Genomic DNA, 1,173 nt, shown 5'->3' on the forward strand with positions numbered 1-1,173 from the left:
ATGTGCATCTTTTCTTGCCGCCGTTCAAATCAGATGCATATCTTTGTGGGCAAACATAATTTGACGACACTATCTAAAACGGGAGAGATATATGGTTTCCGAAAAACAGATGGCCCGCCTGCTGGATCTGGCCAATCTGGCCTGCCAAAAGGGGCTCGTCGGGGAGGCAAGGACCATTTTTCAGGCAGTCCTGGCGCTCAGGCCGGGGTTCGCGCCGGCCCTTGTGGGGCTGGCATTTTCTCATGTGGTCGTGGACGATTTCGATACCGCGCTCACCATCCTGGACCAGGTCCTTGCGGATAATGCCGCTGATGCCGACGCCCTTGCCATGCGTGGCCTTGCCTGTCTGCTGGCCGGGCGCAGAGGAGATGCGGAACAGGCCTTTGCCGCCATTCCGCAGGATTGCGCTGCGGCCGATATGGCCCGGGCCGTCATGGAAGTCGCCTGACCGGCGGCATGACGTTTTGTCCACCGGGAGGCACGGCGTATGATCCCCGCATCGGCACAAGGGGCGACCAAGCTGCTGGAAGCTTTGGAAAAGCTTTCCCAGTGGGCGGGCGAGCCTTCCGGGGGGGGGCCTTCCGGTGCGCCGTCGCGTGAGCTGGTGCGGGCCTTCGAGGAAGCGCTCTCCACGGCTCCGCCAGAAGGCCCCGCAGCTGCGGCCGGTGAGGGCGGCCCCACTGCATCGTCGGCAGCGGCGCTCCTGCCGGGACCGGCGGAAGCCATGCCGTGCCCGCCAGTTGACGGAGCGGGGGCGGAAGGCTCTCTTGCTGTGGAACAGAGCGGGAATCCTCTTGCCGTGGAGCAGCCCGCCGCAGCCGGTGGCGCTGATGTCCCCGCCGGGCAGGAGGTGACGGAGCCTCAGGCCGTCTTCCAGAGCGAAGGGATCTCCCGCCAGGATGTTCTGGAAGAGCTGGGCCAGTTGCTGGAGCGTGTCTCCGCGCAGGGGGCGGCCATCAGCCCGCAGGAATTGCTGCATGTGCAGCAGCTTGTGGGCATGCTCAACGTACAGGCCAAAGTGGGTGTCCAGACATCGCAGCAGACGACGCAAGGCCTGGAAGGCCTGCTGCGCCAGTCCGGTTAGGCACCCGTATCTTAGATAGTGTCGTCAAATTCAAAAGTATGTTATAATCTCTTCACTTACAATGAGGAGAGACCATATGGCGGCACATC

Annotated in this window: 2 protein-coding genes; both read left to right on the forward strand. The window is 62.6% G+C overall.

Features of this window, described 5'->3' with window-relative positions:
* Positions 1 to 91: 91 nt before the first annotated feature.
* Positions 92 to 448, forward strand: coding sequence for a tetratricopeptide repeat protein (locus HF854_RS12360; protein WP_168936552.1), 357 nt, complete (start codon positions 92 to 94; stop codon positions 446 to 448).
* 39 nt (positions 449 to 487) lie between these two features.
* Positions 488 to 1,084: a hypothetical protein gene (locus HF854_RS12365; RefSeq protein WP_168936553.1), complete on the forward strand. Its 597-nt coding sequence runs from the start codon at positions 488 to 490 to the stop codon at positions 1,082 to 1,084.
* Positions 1,085 to 1,173 lie beyond the last annotated feature (89 nt).

Source organism: Desulfovibrio piger (genome assembly GCF_012843875.1).
Taxonomy (GTDB): Bacteria; Desulfobacterota; Desulfovibrionia; order Desulfovibrionales; family Desulfovibrionaceae; genus Desulfovibrio.

What these genes read in the sequence shown, in the direction of transcription:
- HF854_RS12360 (WP_168936552.1), top strand. Translation starts at nt 92, where the DNA reads ATGGTTTCCGAAAAACAGATGGCCCGCCTGCTGGATCTGGCCAATCTG.
- HF854_RS12365 (WP_168936553.1), top strand. Translation starts at nt 488, where the DNA reads ATGATCCCCGCATCGGCACAAGGGGCGACCAAGCTGCTGGAAGCTTTG.